Genomic DNA, 15,532 nt, shown 5'->3' with positions numbered 1-15,532 from the left:
TCAGGCGATGGATGTGCGCATGGCGATACCGTGTCTTGGACCGTCGCACGCGTTGGTTGGCGCAGACCTCATCCACCCCAGCGGATGACGCCCGTCACCGATCTTGCCACATCGGGCAGGGCGGGGCAGCGACGTTACGCTGGCGCGCTGCAGGGCCGCCTTGCCGGGCGCCTCATTCGCCCTGGCCGTCGTTGCCCTTGGGGCGGCGGGTTTGTTCGTCATGGATCTGCATGTCCTTCTGCCCAGGACGCTGCTTGGCGGCCTCATCCTGTTTGCGATCCTGCTGGCTCTCCGAAACACCGTGCTGATTGTCGGCGGCCTTGTCGGGCTGGCTCTGCTTGTTGCTCATGGCTTACGTCCGGGATGGTGATGAAACGGACGTTAGCGCGCGCGATGTGATCCTGGCGACATGGCCGTACCGGGGCCTGGCATGCACCAGGCCGACGCGCTGCCGGTGCAGGGGCCCAAAACGGAAAAGCCCCGGAAACACGACGTTTCCGAGGCCTCTACGATTGAAGCAATGGTGGAGCGGAAGGGGATCGAACCCTCGACCTTCGCGATGCGAACGCGACGCTCTCCCAGCTGAGCTACCGCCCCACGTGCCTGGATTCTAACCACATGTCGCGCAATTCGCCAAGCAGTCCGGCGACCTGGATCGCCGCCCGCAGGCGCGATCCTGCGGCAATCACTCGCGGACCAGCGGGAACTTGAGGTCCGGGTTCTTGGCCTTCCATTCCTTGTACGACACCGAGCCTTCCCAGGCGGCGAAGGCCTTGGGCGTGCGGCCGCGGCCGGACCAGGTCTCGCCGGTGTGCGGCAGTTCGTACTTCGGCTTGACTTCGCTACGGCCGCTCTTGACCACTTCCTTGCGTGCAGCGGTGGTGCCCAGGTAAGCGGCAATATCGTTGCGCTGCTTGGTGTTGAAATGGCCGGCAAACTGCTCGAGCAGCGAGACGATGGTGGCATGCGCAGAGGATGCCTCGCTCGCGCGCTCGGTCTTTTCCTGTTCTTCCAGCTTCTGCAGCTCGTCCAGCAGCTTGGCTTTGGCTTGCGCGATGGAATCCAGTTTGGAGGTGGTATTGCTCACAGAGGTATGGCCTCGGAATAAGGGGGTGGAGACGTTGCCCAATGGGCGCGCGTCATTATGGCATGTGGCCCGGGGGTGGCCGTTGCGCGTGCGCGTGCCTGCACGCGGCATGGCCAGGCCTTTCACAGCGTCTGGTCACGCGCTTGCAGGGTCCTGGCGAGGCCGGCGAGCCTGCTTGCGCCGGCTGCGACCCCGACCATAACGATACAGCAGCAGCCCAGACGGGATGACACCTGCGTGCAGCGCTGGCCAGATAGTGACTGCAGCATGGCCAACCGTGTCCCGATGAACTGCGCCAGTTTCGAAGGCGCGCCATGCAAGGGCGGATGCAGCGATCGACGAGGATGCTGCCCGATCGTGGCGTCCTGTCACGGCCGGCGATGTGCGAGGCAGCGGGCGAATGGCCCTGAGTGGTCTGCCCGCGTCGCCACGACCGCGTGGATGTCTGGCCTGGCGACTACTGCATCAGGTCACTGCGCCGTGGTGTCTTCCAGCAGCGGCGTCAGCTGCGCTTCCAGCGCGTCGCGGCGCCATTGCCCCAGCGGTGCGGGCCAGCTGCGCTGTTCGATCAGGGTTTCCAGATGCCGGCGCGAGGCCAGGATGCCGTCGGGCAATCCCAGCTCGCGGCTGCGCTGGGCCACCGCGTCCTGCAGGCGCTTGAGCACGGCCTTGTTGCCGTCGGTGGCAGCCTGCGCCAGCGGTGCATGGTCCTCGTCGGGCAACGGCGTGCTGAGCGCTTCCCACACTGCGGCGGCGAGCTTGCGCGGCGCCTTGGGAAACTTGTCGAACTGGCGCAGCAAGGCATCCAGATCGGCGGGCGGAAAGCGCGCCAGCTGGCTGGCCAGTTCGTTGTCCAGGATCCAGCTGCGCGGGCGATCGCTCTGGCGCGCCTGCAGGTCGCGCCAGCGTAACAGGCGCAACAGGCGGCGCTGCGCTGCAGGCTCCAGGAACTGCGCGGTGCGCAGGCTCACATGCGGCCAGCGCTCGCCATCGTCATGCTCCACCGTGGCGAGCAGGCGCTCGGCGTCTTCGGCCAGCCAGTCCAGGCGACCCTGCTCGGTCAGGCGGCGGGTGAGTTCGTCGTGGATGGCGAACAGGTAACGCACATCGTCGGCAGCGTATTCCAGCTGCGCCGGCGACAGCGGGCGACGCATCCAGTCCGAGCGCGTCTCGCCCTTGGTCAGCAAGGTGCCGGTCACTTCCTGCACCAGTTTCTGATAGCCCATGCCACCGCCCACACCGGCCAGCGCGGCGGCGATCTGGGTATCGAACAACGGCCGCGGCAATACCCCGCACGCACATTTGAAGGTGACCAGATCCTCGCTGGCGCTATGCATCACCTTGACGATGTCGGTGGCGGTCAACCATTCCCTGAGCGCCTCGTTCATGCCCGGGATCAGCGGGTCGATCAGCAGGATCTCCTCGCCGATGGCCATCTGCACCAGCGCCAGTTGCGGCCAGTAGGTGCGTTCGCGAATGAATTCGGTATCCAGGCCAATGCGGGACGGACGCGATGCCTGCAGGCGTTCGCTCAGCTCGGAGGGGTGGGTGATCCAATGGGGCACGTGATTTCCGTCGACAGCAAGGGTTTGCGCAGAACGCGCAGAATAGCCTAACGTCGCGATCGCCTGTCGTGCGGCAGAGCACTGGAAGGAGCAGGTGGTGGGTGAGTGCGGTAACCGGATCGCAGCGTGGGCATTGGTTGCGCTAAGCGTGTGCGCCTGTTCGCGGACACCGACGCCGGCGCCTGCCGCTGCGCCGCAACCTGCCGCCGTCGCCGCGGTGCCGAGCCAGCCGAATGTGTCCATCGGTGGCGAAGAATCCGCCGAAACCGTGACGCAATGGCAGCCGCCGCCAGTGGACCTGGGCGATGAGCCGCTGGCGCAGGTGCGCAAGCGCGCCGACCAGGCATTGAAGGACGATCGGCTCTATCGCGACGCCGACGATGCGATTCCGCTGTATCTGGCAATCCAGCAACGCGCCGACGGCAAGGACGCGGCCAGCCGGCGCGGACTGGAGCAGGCGCGGCGCCGGTTGATCGAGCGCGGCCAGGCGCTGATCGCGCAGACCGACCATCAGGACAGCGCGCTGGAACAGGCGCGTGAGCTGGCCATCGTGGCGCTGGCGCTCGCTCCGCAGGACCCGACGGTGCGTGCACTGCAGCGCGCAGTGGAAACCGCACAGCGGGTGCTGAGCTTCAACCGTGCCGGCGAGGAGGATCTGCGTGGCGGCCGCCTGGGCGAGGACGGCAATGGGGCGCTGGTGAACTTTCGCGATGCGGCGCAGCTGGATCCGGACAACCCGCGCACGCGCCAGGGGCTGGCTGCAGTTGAAAGCGGCCTGCTGGCACGCGCCGAGCAGGCGGCCGAGGCGAGCGACTTCATCGGCGCACGCTACTGGTTGCAGATGGCCGGGCAGGTGCGTGAGCGCGCACCGACCATTGCCGATGCACGTGCGCGCATCGAGCGCATGCGTCGTACCCAGATCGCCGCCCTGCACGACGCCGGCCTGCACGATCTCACCTCGCCCCGCGGCCTCAAGGCGGCTGGCGAAACACTGGCCGAGGTGCTGCGCATCGCCGACCCGGGCGATGCGGTGGCCGGCGATCTGCGGCGACGGCTGGAACTGGCCACCCATTACGGCAGCTTCCGCCCCGGGCAGGTGTTCACCGACGGGCTCAAGGTCGGCGGGCGCGGTCCGCAGATGATCGTGGTGCCGCATGGCGCGTTCCAGATGGGCGCCGGCGATGCCGAGCCCGGCGCCTCCGACAACGAGCGCCCGGCGCATTACGTGCGTTTCGCGCGCGGCTTTGCGTTGTCGATCACCGAAGTGACGGTTGCCGAGTTCCGCCAGTTCGTCGAGGCGACCGGCGCGCGCCCGCGTGCCACCCGGCGCGGGCACTCGGTGGTGTACGACGAGCGCAGCGGCAACTTCATCCGCCGCAGTGGGGTGGATTGGCAGTCCGACTACAACGGTGCGCAGGCCGCGCCCAACAGCCCGGTGATGCACGTCAGCATCCGCGACGCCGAAGCCTATGCGAGCTGGCTGTCGGAACAGACCGGCCGTCATTACCACGTGCCCAGCGAGGCCGAGTTCGAATACGCGGTGCGCGCCGGCACCAGCGGGCGCTATCCCTGGGGCAATGCCGGCTCGCCGCCGCTGGATGCGGGCAACTTTACCGGCGGCAACGATGTCTCGCGCAGCGGCCGGCACTGGAACAACGGCTTTGTCGGCTATGGCGACGGTTTCTGGGGCCCGGCGCCGGTCGGCAGCTTTCGCGCCAATGCCTGGGGGCTGCACGACATGGGCGGCAACCTGAGCGAATGGGTGGCCGACTGCTGGCATGCCAGTTACCGTCGCGCGCCGGCCGATGGTGCCGCCTGGTTCAATCCCGGCTGCCGGCAGCGCATGATCCGCGGCGGCAGCTGGGCCAACTCGCCGCAGCAGACGCGTGCGGCCTGGCGGCAGTCGCAGGACTCGGACAGCACCAGCGCACGGATCGGCTTCCGGGTGGCGCGCGGGATCTAGCAGGTGTAGTCAGTAATTAAGTGCGCATGCGCGTTTTGCGCCGGCACGCAGATCGATCGCCGTGCCGTCCGGGTGGCTTGCGCCCCCCGCAGTGCCCGTCGGCCGCAACGCACTAGGCAGGGCCTAGCCTTTACCGCCGCAGGACCAGGACGCGCAGGCTTAACCGCAGCGAACGCTGCCCGCAATCGCCATGGAACCGGCCGCCTCGGCCGCGGTCCAAGCGCCAGCGCTTGCGAGGATTGCGGTGATGGACTGGGGAATCAAGGTGTTTCGTTGGGTCATCGCGGCACTGCTGATCGGCGGCAGTGGCTACGCCGTAGCGCGTCATCTGCAGGACGGAAATACTGCCGGGCATTACCGCTCGGTGGAGGTGCTACGTCCGGAAGGCACGCCGAAGGCCATGGTGGTGCTGTTGCCCGACAGTGGCCATGCGCAGGACGGCCAGCGGCTTGCCGAGATGCTGAGCAACGACGGCGCGCTGGTCGCGGTGGTCGATACCGCCAGCTATCGCGAACGGGTGCGCGCGCATCACGCAGCCTGCAGCTCCCTGGCCGACGATGCCGAGCGATTGGGCAAGAAGTTGCTGCGCGCCGAGCATGTCGACGCGTTCCTGCCGCCGGTGCTGGTGGGGCAGGGCGATGGCGCGGTGCTGGCGCGGCAGGCGCTGGCCTCGGCCGCGCCCGACGTGCTGGGTGGCGCGGTTGTCGCCGATGGCGACGCCAGCGATGGCGGCCTGGCCTGCTCGCGCGACGTGCCCGATGCCAATCAAGGCTTCCTTGACGACCTGGTCGACGCTGCCAGCCCCATGCAGATCGCTGCGGCCACCCGGGGCCATTTCCTGACGGCCCAGGCGCAGGGCGTGGGCGATCTGCCGCTGGTCGAGCTGCATGCGCCGGGCAGCGACCGTATGGTGGTCATGCTGTCCGGCGACGGCGGCTGGCGCGAACTCGATAAGGGCATTGCCGCGCGACTGCAGCAGCAGGGCGTGTCGGTGGTGGGCTGGAACAGCCTGCGCTACTTCTGGGCCAGCCGCACGCCGCAGCAGGTCGGGGCGGACCTGGATCGGGTGATTGCGACCTATCAACAGCGTTGGCATATCCACCATGTCGCGCTGGTGGGCTACTCGTTCGGCGCCGATGTGCTGCCCTTTGCCTATCCCGAGCTGTCGCCGCAGCAGCGCGCATCGGTGCAGTTTGTCAGCCTGCTCGGCCTTGCCCATCAAGCCGATTTCAAGGTGCGTGTCGGTGGCTGGCTGGGCTGGCACAACGATGCCGAACGCGATGTGGAGCCGGCGATCCAGTCGCTGGACGCGCATCGCCTGCAATGCATCTACGGCGATCAGGAAAAGGACACGCTGTGCCCGGAGTTGCGCGCGCGTGGCGTGCAGGTGGTGGCGCGTCCGGGCGGGCATCACTTCGACCATGATCCGGTGGTGCTGGCCGGGCTGCTGCTGCAGGGCTGGCAGCAGGCGGCGCAGACGCCCAGTCACGGATAAAAAGCGTGCGAGGCCTGCCGGCGGGCATGCGGAGCGGTCGGTGGCGCGTCGAAGGGCCCGCCCCAGTTATGGCCCGCCCGGGTAAAGCGGGTGACGCCGTATCGGCGCTCCCTCTGTCCCAATCCACGACGATGCGCGGGCGACCTCGGTAGGCGCATCGTCGTCGCGGCACTGCGATGCGTGTGTCCTTGGCGATTGCCCGCGGCAACCAGGCAGCACGCGTGGTTGCCGCCCTCAGTCCTCGTTGCCTGGCTCGACCCGCACTTCGATGCTGCCATCGGCCAGCTGCGCACGCAGGCGCTCGCCGGCGCTGACCTCGGCGGCGCTGCGCACCACGCTGCCATCGGCGGTGCGGGTCACGATGGCATAGCCACGCGCCACCGTGGCGAGCGGGCTGACCGCTTCCAGCGAGCGTGCCAGGCTGCGCAGCCGCAGTTGGTCATGCTGCAGGCGCCGCTGCATCGCTGCCTGCGGATGCAGTGCGCGCAGTCGTTGCTGCAGCGTGGCCAGATCGCGTTGCGGGTTGTGCGCGTGCAGGCGCGCCTGCGTCCGTTGCAGGCGTGCCTGCAGACGCTCCAGCACCTGGGTCATGCGCGCGCGCAGCTGGCGGCCGGCGTCCTGCTGCCGGCGTTGCAGCAACTGCAGCCGCGCCTGCGGGCTGTGCGCACGCAGGCGCAGGGCGAGCCGGTCGGCGCGCTGCATCGCATTGCCCAGCGCGTGCTGCTGCAGCTGGGCCATGCGGGCGCGCGCACGCCGCACGCGCGCGACCAGCTCGCGCTGATCGGGCACCAGCAGCTCCGCCGCCACCGAGGGCGTGGGCGCGCGTACATCGGCCACGAAATCGCTGAGGCTGAAGTCGGTCTCGTGCCCGACCGCCGACACCACCGGCGTGTGCGCGGCGGCAATCGCGCGGGCCAGGCGTTCGTCGTTGAAGGCCCACAGGTCTTCCAGCGAGCCGCCGCCGCGGGTGATCAGAATGACGTCGTAGCGCCCGGAGGCATCGGCGCGCTGCAGCAACGAGGTGATCTGCGCCGCGGCGCTGTCGCCCTGCACCAGCGAGGGCAGCAGGTCCACTTCCAGCAACGGAAAGCGGCGCGCCAGGACGCTGAGCACGTCGCGCACCGCCGCACCGCTGGGCGAGGTGATCACTGCCAGCCGCCGCACATGCGCCGGCAACGGCTGCTTGCGCTCGGCGTCGAACAGGCCCTCGGCGGCCAGGCGCGCACGCAGTTCGTCGAAGGCCCGGCGCAGGGCGCCTTCGCCAGCCTCTTCCATGTGGTCGAGTACCAGCTGGTAGTCGCCGCGCGCTTCGTACAGCGTGAGACGTCCGCGCGCGAGCACGCGCAGCCCTTCGCGCGGCTGGAACTTCAGCCAGGTGCTCTTGGGCTTGAACATCGCGCAACGGATCTGCGCGCGCGCGTCCTTGAGCGTGAAGTACAGATGGCCCGAGGACGGGCGCGTGACGCTGCTCAGCTCTGCCTCCACCCAGACCAGCGGAAAGCTGCCTTCCAGCAGGTCGCGCGCCAGCGTATTGAGCTGGCTGGGGGTGAGGATCTGTTCGTTGCGGTCGGCCATCGCCGCATTATCCCGCAGCGGCGATGCGCATGCGTGAGCGCATCGGGCGAGACCTCACAAGCCGTGTTGTGCCAACGCCCAGCCCACGTGTTCGCGCACCAGCTCCGAGGCGTCGTGGCGGCGCGCTTCCAGCGCTGCCAACACCTCCGGCGTACCGGGCGCATTGCCCAGGCCGACCGCGATGTTGCGCAGCCAGCGTTGATGGGTGCTGCGACGGATCGGGCTACCTTCGGTGCGGCGCAGGAACTCGTCTTCGTCCCAGGCGAACAGCTGCGGCAGCGTCGCCACATCCAGCTCGTTGCGGGCGCGGAAATCGGCTTCGTCGGTGCGCTGGGCGAACTTGTTCCAGGGGCAGACCAGCTGGCAGTCGTCGCAACCGAAGATGCGGTTGCCGATCGGCTTGCGCATCTGCTCGGGAATCGCGCCCTCGTGTTCGATGGTGAGATAGGCGATGCAGCGGCGCGCATCCAGCCGGTACGGGGCAATGATGGCCTGGGTCGGGCAGACGTCGATGCAGCGCGTGCAGGTGCCGCAATGCGCGGTGGCCGGGGTATCGATGGGCAAGGGCAGGTCGAGGTAGATCTCGCCCAGGAAGAACCACGAGCCGCCATTGCGATCGATCAGGCAGGTGTGTTTGCCGATCCAGCCCAGCCCGGCATTGCGCGCCAGTGCGCGCTCCAGCACCGGTGCCGAATCCACGAAGACCCGATAGCCGAACGCGCCGACTTCGCCCTGGATACGCTCGGCCAGTTTCTGCAGCCGGTTGCGCATCAGCTTGTGGTAATCGCGCCCCAGCGCATAGCGCGCCACGTAGGCGCGGCGGCCGTCGTGCAAGGTGTTCCAGGCCTCAGTGTCGTCCTTGCGGCCGTAGTCCATGCCCACCGACAGCACGCGCAAGGTGCCCGGCACCAGCTCCTGCGGGCGCGAACGCTTGTCGCCGTGCTGGGCCATCCAGTGCATGGTCCCGTACAGGCCTTCTTCCAGCCAGCTGCGCAGATGCGCCTCGTCTTCGCCGAGCTCGATGCCGGTGATGCCGCAGCGTTGAAAGCCGGCCTCGCGCGCGAGCGCACGGATGCGCGCGGCAGCGTCGGTGGGGTCGGGGCGGGTAAGGACGGCAGACATGGCGACAAGTATAGAATTCTCGGCATGTACGCACCGCTCGATCTTTACGACACCGCCGCCGCGCGCAGGCTGGACACGCAGGCCACCACGCTGCTCGGCGGCGACGGCTACATCTTGATGCAGCGCGCCGGGCAGGCCGCCTGGCAGCATCTGCTGGAACGCTGGCCGCAGGCGCGCCGCATCGTGGTGGTCTGCGGCACCGGCAACAACGGCGGCGATGGCTATGTGCTGGCACGCCTGGCGCAGCGGGCCGGGCGCCAGGTGCAGGTGGTGCATCTTCCCGAGCACGGCCCGGCATCGCCGCTGGCGCAACGCGCCTGTACCGACTATCTGGGCGTGGGCGGTTCGATCGAGCTGTTTCTCTCGCCGCTGGCGCAGGCCGATGTGATCGTCGATGCGCTGTTCGGCATCGGCCTCAACCGCGCGCCCGACGCCGAGACTACCGCCTTGATCGACGCCATCAACGCCGCCGGTGTGCCGGTGCTTGCGCTGGATGTGCCCAGTGGCATCGATGCCGATCATGGCGTGGCCTTCGGTGCCGCAGTGCGCGCAGAGGCTACTTTGCAGTTCATCGTGCCGCACCTGGGGCTCTATACCGGTGATGCGCTGGAGCATGCCGGCACGCGCGCAACTGCGTCGCTGGACGTGCCGGATGCCGCATTCGACGGCCTGGCACCGGCCGCGCACAGCTGGGACATCGACGCCCTGGCCGCGCAGTTGCGCCCGCGGCGACGCAATACGCACAAGGGCGAGTCCGGCCGCGTGCTGTGTGTCGGCGGCAACCTCGGCAGCGGCGGCGCGATCATGCTGAGCGCCGAAGCGGCCCTGCGCAGCGGGGCAGGGCTGGTGCAGGTCGCCACCCGCGCCGAGCATGTCGCGCCGTTGCTGGCGCGTTGCCCGGAAGTGATGGTGCGTGCGGTGCAGGCTGACGAGGACATCGCCGCGTTGGCTGACGCAGCCGACGTGGTCGCGCTGGGTCCGGGCCTGGGGCAGGACGCCTGGGCGCAGCGGTTGTGGCGCGCGGTGCTGGCCTCGGACAGCGCTCTCGTCATCGATGCAGATGGCCTGAATCTGCTGGCCGCCAACCCGGTGCCGGCGCGCGGCCCGCGCGTGTTGACCCCGCATCCCGGCGAGGCCGGCCGGCTGCTGGGGATGTCGACCAGGCAGGTTCAGCAGGATCGACTGGCTGCCGCAGACGCATTGGCCAAACGTTTCGATGCAGTGGTGGTGCTCAAGGGCGCCGGCAGCGTGATCGCCGCGCCGCACGCAGTGCCGCGCATCATCGATGCCGGCAATCCGGGCATGGCGGTCGGCGGCATGGGCGACCTGCTGACCGGCGTGATCGCGGCCTTGCTGGCCCAGGGCTGGTCGCCGTTCGATGCGGCCAGCCTGGGCGCCTTGTTGCATGCCTGTGCCGGCGATGCCGCGGCGCGCGCGGGCGAGCGCGGCCTGCTGCCGACCGATCTGCTGCCCGAACTGCGCCGCCTCGCCAATGCCGGGGCCATTGCATGAGCCAACTCAGCGCACAGCTGGTCGATGCGCAGGCCACCGAAACCCTGGGACAGGCCCTGGCCGCGGTGCGGCCCACCCGCGCGATGGTGCAATTGCATGGCGATCTCGGCGCAGGCAAATCCACATTGGCGCGCGCCTTGCTGCGCGCGCTCGGCGTCACCGGGCCGATTCGCAGCCCCACCTACACGCTGGTGGAGCGCTATCCGCTCGGCACTGGCGACGAGGCCTGGCACCTGGATCTGTACCGCATCGGGCAGGCCGGGGAACTGGATTTCCTCGGGCTCGACGAGGGCAGCGCCAGCCTGTGGCTGGTCGAATGGCCGGAACGCGGCGCTGGTGCATTGCCGCCGGTGGATCTGGACGTGGAACTGGCAGTCGACGGCGAGGGGCGCAGCGTGACGTTGCTGGGCCGCAGCGAAACCGGGCGCGACTGGCTGGCGCGGCTGTCGGAGCTACCCGAGTTGCAGTCCCTTTTTGTCAGCTCACAGGAAGAATGAACGCCAGGTTGTGGATTATTAAGGGAAATCACCTTGCAATTCACACGTTTGGGTGATTGAATCCAGCGCCATGACACCGGGGTTCCGCCAGTTCTGTGTTTCCGCCCTGACCGCCAGCCTCAGCCTGGCGGTTTTTGCTGCGTGGGCCGGCGAAATCAAGGGCGTTGGCGTCAGCACCGGCGCCACCGGCACGCGTGCGGAGATCCAGCTCGCCGGTAGTGGCGGATTCAAGACGTTGTCGCTGGCCAACCCCAATCGGCTGGTGGTGGACTTTCCCGATTCCTCGGGTGTGCGTGGCCTGAAGCTGCCGCCGGCTGCCGGCCTGGTGACGTCGGTGCGTACCGGTCAACCGGTGCCTGGCACCTTCCGGGTGGTATTCGAGCTGGCAACGCCGGTGACGCCGTTGAAGCCGCAGATGCAGACGCTGGGCAGCGCATCGACCCTGGTGATCGAGTGGCCGGGCGATCCGCCGGCTGCCGGCACGGTGGCCACCACCACAGCACCTGCCGCGCTGCCGCCGCCGCGCCCGGCCAATGCGCAATCCGAAGCCGCCCGTGCAACCGCTGCGTTGGCGGCATCTGCGCAGCGTGCCTCGGTGGTGCCGCCTGCTCCGGCGCCCGCACCGTATGTGCCTGCGTCGGCCATGCCCAGCGTGACTCCGGCACCGGTACCAACCACGGTCGCCACCGGCGTGCCGACACCGCGTCCAGGCACCGCCACGACCGCAGTGACGACCAGCACGGCCACGCCAGCAAGCACCGCCGGCACCCCGAACCGCGTCACCGTCCCCACCGCCGGTGCCGCGCCCGGCTCGGCGCTGCCAGGCAACGCCGCATCGCCGGCTGCGATCCTTAATGGCGGTAACGCGCCGCTGGGTGCTGCATCCGCCAATGCCATGGCTGCCATGCCGAATGCGGCTGCCGGCAGTATGGCCTCGGCAGACAGCGATGACCTGCCGCCGCGTCCGGTGCTGCCCAGTGAGGCCTCGCGGATCAAGATGGCACCAGGCATGCGGCCGCTGATCGTGGCCATCGATCCGGGACACGGCGGCCAGGATCCCGGCGCCATGGGCCCGACCGGCAAGCGCGAAAAGGACGTCACCCTGGCGGTCGGCCGCGAACTGGCGCGCCAGATCAATGCCACGCCCGGCATGAAGGCCTACCTGACGCGCGATACCGACGTGTTCATTCCGCTGCCGATGCGCGCGCAGAAGGCCCGTGCCGCCAAGGCCGACATCTTCATCTCCATCCACGCCGACGCTGCCGAGAACCGCAGTGCGACCGGCTCGTCGGTCTATGTGCTGTCGACCAAGGGCGCCTCCTCGCAACGCGCGCGCTGGCTGGCCGACAAGGAAAATGCCGCCGACCTGGTCGGCGGCGTGCGTCTGCAGCAGACCGAAAGCACGCTGGCCAATGTGCTGCTGGACCTGGCGCAGAGCGGCCACATGAAGGCCTCCGAAGATGCGGCAGGGCACGTGCTCGGTGGCCTCAAGCGGATCGGCAACAATCACAAGCCGCAGCTGGAACGCGCCAACTTTGCGGTGCTGCGCACCTCCGACATGCCGGCGATGCTGGTGGAAACCGCCTTCATTTCCAATCCGGACGAAGAGCGCCGGCTGATCGACCCGGCCTACCAGCGCAAGATCGCCTCGGCCGTGCTGGATGGCATCGATACCTTCTTCACCCGCCAGCCGCCGCCGGGCACCCTGTTTGCCGCGCGCGCACAGGCCGAAGCCGATGCCAGCGCTGGCACAGTGGCCGGCGGCAGCCGCTGAGCCGCTCGGCTATCATTCCGCACTGATTCCTTGATGACGGCGCCTGCGCGCCGCCGGATTGCCGTGCCGACGTCTGTCTTGTCTGTTACACCCCCGATGCGCTCCGCAGTCTGCGTCCAGCGCGAGCGCCTGTGCTGATGGCGATCCGTCAGCTCCCCGAGATCCTGATCAACCAGATTGCCGCCGGCGAGGTCGTCGAGCGGCCTGCGTCCGTGGTCAAGGAACTGGTCGAAAACGCACTCGATGCCGGCGCCACCCGCGTGGATATCGAGCTGGAAGAGGGCGGTGTGCGGCTGATCCGTATCCGCGACAATGGCGGCGGCATCACTCCCGACGAACTGCCGCTGGCGGTGTCGCGGCATGCCACCAGCAAGATCGCATCGCTGGATGATCTGGAAACCGTGGCCACGCTCGGATTCCGCGGCGAAGCCCTGCCGTCGATCGCCTCGGTCAGCCGTTTCATGCTGATCTCGCGTCGCCACGATGCCGAACATGGCTCCGCACTGGAGATCGATGGCGGGCGCCTGAGCGAGGTGGTGCCACGCGCCCACGCGCCCGGCACCACGGTCGAAGTACGCGAGCTGTTCTTCAACGTACCGGCGCGGCGCAAGTTCCTGCGTGCCGAGCGCACCGAGCTTGGGCATATCGAAGAATGGCTGCGCTCGTTGGCGTTGGCGCGCCCGGATGTGGAATTGCGGGTTTCGCACAACGGCAAACCGTCGCGTCGCTACAAGCCGGGCGATCTGTATTCGGATGCGCGGCTGGGCGAAACCCTGGGCGAGGATTTCGCGCGGCAGGCCTTGCGTGTCGATCACAGTGGCGCCGGTCTGCGGCTGCATGGCTGGGTTGCACAGCCGCATTACTCGCGCGCCAGTACCGACCAGCAGTATCTCTACGTCAATGGCCGCTCGGTGCGCGATCGCAGCGTCGCGCACGCGGTCAAGATGGCCTATGGCGATGTGCTGTTCCATGGGCGCCAGCCGGCCTACGTGCTGTTCCTGGAACTGGATCCGGCGCGCGTGGACGTCAACGTGCATCCGGCCAAGCACGAGGTGCGTTTCCGTGAGGCGCGGCTGATCCACGACTTCGTCTACCGCACCTTGCAGGACGCGCTGGCGCATACGCGCGCCGGTGCGATGCCCAACAGCCTCGGCACAGAGGGCGCCAGCGACGCGGTTGCGGCGCCGGGCGGCATGCTCGACCGACCAAGCTACGGTGGCGGAAACGGCAGTGGTGGCGGTGCCGGCTACGGTCAGTGGACGCCATCGCAGACTCCGCTGGGCCTGCGCGTGGACGAGGCGCGTGCGGCCTACAGCGCGCTGTATGCGCCGCCGTCCAGTGGCGCGCAGCAACAGTCTGCCGCCTTGCCGGAGGGTGCCGGGATGGGCTTGCCGGCGACTGCCGCGGACAGTGGCGTGCCGCCGCTGGGGTATGCCGTCGCGCAGTTGCACGGCATCTACATCCTGGCCGAGAACGCCGAAGGCCTGATCGTGGTGGACATGCATGCCGCGCACGAACGCATCGGCTACGAGCGGCTCAAGAACGCGCACGACAGCATCGGCCTGCACGCACAACCGCTGCTGGTGCCGATGACGCTGGCGGTGGGCGAGCGCGAGGCCGACACCGCCGAGCGCGAGGCCGACACGCTGGCCAGCCTGGGCTTCGAGATCACCCGCGCCGGCCCGCAGTCGCTGCATGTGCGCAGCATTCCCGCGCTGCTTGCCAATGCCGAACCGGAGGCGTTGTTGCGCGATGTGCTCGGCGATCTGCGCGAGCATGGCCAGAGCCGGCGCATTGCCAGTGCGCGCGACGAACTACTCTCCACGATGGCGTGCCATGGCGCGGTGCGCGCGAACCGGCGCCTGACCGTGCCGGAAATGAACGCACTGCTGCGCGATATGGAAATCACCGAGCGCTCGGGCCAATGCAACCATGGCCGACCGACCTGGGCACGGTTTACGCTGGGCGAAATCGATCGCTGGTTCCTGAGGGGGCGCTGATGGCTGTATTGCACATGGGGAACCGCTGGCTGCTCGGCATGCTGGTGTGTGCGGCGCTGGCCGGCTGTGGCAAGGATGCATCGCCACCGGCAGCGCCGGCCGCACTCGACAAGGCCTTCCTGGCCGACAACGCGGCCTGGCGCGAAGCGCGCCTGACCGAGTTGCGCGCGCCCGATGGCTGGACCAGCCTGGTCGGCCTGCACTGGCTGTCGCTGAAGGCGCATTACATCGGCAGCAGTGCCGACAGCGGCATCAGGCTGGCGGTCGGGCCACCCAAGATGGGCATGGTCGCGACCGAGGCCGATACGGTCTGGTTCGTGCCCGAGCGCGGCGCAGCATTGACCGTCGACGGCAAGCCGCTGACCGGCAGGATCCGCTTCCAGTCCGATCGCGACCCGCAGCCGACCTTCATCCATTTCGATGACGGCAAGGGCGTGTTGAGCCTGATCCATCGCGGCGACCGCAACGCGCTGCGGGTCAAGCATGCCGACGCGCCATCGCGCAGCCACTTCGCCGGGCTGGATTACTGGCCGGTCGATCCGTCCTGGCGCATCAGCGCGCGCTATGTGCCCAACGATGTCGGCAAGACCATTCCGATCGTGGACATCGTCGGCATCAGCAGCGAACAGCCCAACGCCGGGGCAATCACCTTTGAGCGCGATGGCAAGGCGTATCGGCTGGAGACCATCGGCGAGCCCGGGCGGCCGATGTTCGTGGTGTTCGCCGACCGCACCAGTGGGCACGGCAGCTATCCGGCCGGGCGCTTTCTGGACCTGGACGTGCCCGACGCCTCCGGGCATGTGGTCGTCGATTTCAACCGTGCCTACAACCCGCCGTGCGCGTTCACTCCGTTTGCGACCTGTCCGCTGCCGCCGCCGGAAAATCGCATCGACCTGGCGGTGTCGGCCGGCGAGAAGACCTACAAGGTGCCGCACTGACGTG

General features: G+C 68.5%; 12 protein-coding genes and 1 tRNA gene. 7 read left to right on the top strand and 6 right to left on the bottom strand.

All coding sequences use genetic code 11. The features are described from left to right. Positions 1–172: 172 nt before the first annotated feature. The 4 genes from AC06DU_RS12105 to rnd all read right to left on the bottom strand — a co-directional run bounded on the left by AC06DU_RS12105 (position 173) and on the right by rnd (position 2,652). Positions 173–349, bottom strand: coding sequence for a hypothetical protein (locus AC06DU_RS12105; protein WP_162839012.1), 177 nt, complete (start codon positions 347–349; stop codon positions 173–175). Between the two features lie 172 nt (positions 350–521). After that, positions 522–597 (bottom strand) — tRNA-Ala (locus tag AC06DU_RS12100). Positions 598–685: 88 nt separating this feature from the next. Next, positions 686–1,087, bottom strand: a complete 402-nt coding sequence (locus tag AC06DU_RS12095; protein WP_039516171.1) for an H-NS histone family protein — start codon at positions 1,085–1,087, stop codon at positions 686–688. A gap of 470 nt (positions 1,088–1,557) precedes the next feature. Next, entirely contained in the window at positions 1,558–2,652 is a 1,095-nt protein-coding gene (gene rnd, locus AC06DU_RS12090) for a ribonuclease D (RefSeq protein ID WP_478202510.1), read from the bottom strand. A 97-nt stretch (positions 2,653–2,749) separates the two neighbouring features. Here rnd and AC06DU_RS12085 point away from each other — a divergent pair, with 97 nt between their 5' ends. After that, positions 2,750–4,615, top strand: coding sequence for a formylglycine-generating enzyme family protein (locus tag AC06DU_RS12085; RefSeq protein ID WP_478202509.1), 1,866 nt, complete (start codon positions 2,750–2,752; stop codon positions 4,613–4,615). Between the two features lie 247 nt (positions 4,616–4,862). Beyond that, on the top strand, positions 4,863–6,110 hold the full coding sequence (locus tag AC06DU_RS12080; protein WP_184431311.1) for a virulence factor: 1,248 nt from the start codon (positions 4,863–4,865) through the stop codon (positions 6,108–6,110). 234 nt (positions 6,111–6,344) lie between these two features. On the opposite strand, the gene xseA is transcribed toward AC06DU_RS12080, so the two are convergent. Together xseA and queG are read right to left on the bottom strand one after the other, a co-directional pair. Continuing rightward, positions 6,345–7,685: an exodeoxyribonuclease VII large subunit gene (xseA, locus tag AC06DU_RS12075; protein ID WP_478202507.1), complete on the bottom strand. Its 1,341-nt coding sequence runs from the start codon at positions 7,683–7,685 to the stop codon at positions 6,345–6,347. Positions 7,686–7,739: 54 nt separating this feature from the next. Next, positions 7,740–8,807: a tRNA epoxyqueuosine(34) reductase QueG gene (gene queG / locus AC06DU_RS12070; RefSeq protein ID WP_478202506.1), complete on the bottom strand. Its 1,068-nt coding sequence runs from the start codon at positions 8,805–8,807 to the stop codon at positions 7,740–7,742. 24 nt (positions 8,808–8,831) lie between these two features. Here queG and AC06DU_RS12065 point away from each other — a divergent pair, with 24 nt between their 5' ends. The 5 genes from AC06DU_RS12065 to AC06DU_RS12045 all read left to right on the top strand — a co-directional run bounded on the left by AC06DU_RS12065 (position 8,832) and on the right by AC06DU_RS12045 (position 15,528). Next, positions 8,832–10,319 (top strand): NAD(P)H-hydrate dehydratase, encoded by a 1,488-nt coding sequence (locus AC06DU_RS12065; RefSeq protein ID WP_478202504.1) that lies wholly within the window; start codon positions 8,832–8,834, stop codon positions 10,317–10,319. After that, positions 10,316–10,816, top strand: coding sequence for a tRNA (adenosine(37)-N6)-threonylcarbamoyltransferase complex ATPase subunit type 1 TsaE (gene tsaE, locus AC06DU_RS12060; RefSeq protein ID WP_478202503.1), 501 nt, complete (start codon positions 10,316–10,318; stop codon positions 10,814–10,816). The genes AC06DU_RS12065 and tsaE overlap by 4 nt, the downstream gene beginning before the upstream one ends. A gap of 70 nt (positions 10,817–10,886) precedes the next feature. Next, a complete protein-coding gene (locus AC06DU_RS12055) occupies positions 10,887–12,590 on the top strand; it encodes an N-acetylmuramoyl-L-alanine amidase (protein WP_478202501.1) in 1,704 nt (567 codons plus the stop codon). 137 nt (positions 12,591–12,727) lie between these two features. Further along, the gene (mutL, locus tag AC06DU_RS12050) at positions 12,728–14,590 is read left to right on the top strand and encodes a DNA mismatch repair endonuclease MutL (RefSeq protein ID WP_478202500.1); all 1,863 of its coding nucleotides are present in this window, start codon (positions 12,728–12,730) and stop codon (positions 14,588–14,590) included. Continuing rightward, positions 14,590–15,528, top strand: a complete 939-nt coding sequence (locus tag AC06DU_RS12045; RefSeq protein WP_046343062.1) for a DUF1684 domain-containing protein — start codon at positions 14,590–14,592, stop codon at positions 15,526–15,528. The genes mutL and AC06DU_RS12045 overlap by 1 nt, the downstream gene beginning before the upstream one ends. The last annotated feature ends 4 nt before the right edge of the window (positions 15,529–15,532 follow it).

The sequence above is a fragment of the Xanthomonas sp. NCPPB 3200 genome, from assembly GCF_056393585.1.
This window is presented reverse-complemented; position numbering and strand designations above follow the sequence as displayed.